The organism is Enterobacter sp. EC_64 (assembly GCF_019584165.1).
GTDB lineage: Bacteria > Pseudomonadota > Gammaproteobacteria > Enterobacterales > Enterobacteriaceae > Enterobacter > Enterobacter roggenkampii.
Window position 1 is genome coordinate 1 of the sequence record NZ_VDAS01000085.1, and the last position, 353, is coordinate 353.

1 tRNA gene and 2 rRNA genes are annotated in these 353 nt (G+C 55.2%); all 3 read right to left on the reverse strand.

What is annotated here, in order from left to right:
* Positions 1–116: ribosomal RNA gene (gene rrf / locus FHC52_RS22565) — 5S ribosomal RNA — on the reverse strand.
* Positions 117–159: 43 nt separating this feature from the next.
* Positions 160–235, reverse strand: a tRNA-Thr gene (locus tag FHC52_RS22570).
* 14 nt (positions 236–249) lie between these two features.
* Positions 250–353: ribosomal RNA gene (gene rrf, locus FHC52_RS22575) — 5S ribosomal RNA — on the reverse strand; the annotation flags it as partial.

The following is a 353-nucleotide window of genomic DNA, read 5'->3' on the forward strand; positions in this document are numbered from 1 at the left end:
GTCTGGCAGTTTCCTACTCTCACATGGGGAGACCCCACACTACCATCGGCGCTACGGCGTTTCACTTCTGAGTTCGGCATGGGGTCAGGTGGGACCACCGCGCTAAAGCCGCCAGACAAATTCTTTTACTTCTTGCCGAACTTTAACCTAAGTATAAAGTGGTGCTGATACCCAGAGTCGAACTGGGGACCTCACCCTTACCAAGGGTGCGCTCTACCAACTGAGCCATATCAGCACGCTAAATTTGATGCCTGGCAGTTCCCTACTCTCACATGGGGAGACCCCACACTACCATCGGCGCTACGGCGTTTCACTTCTGAGTTCGGCATGGGGTCAGGTGGGACCACCGCGCT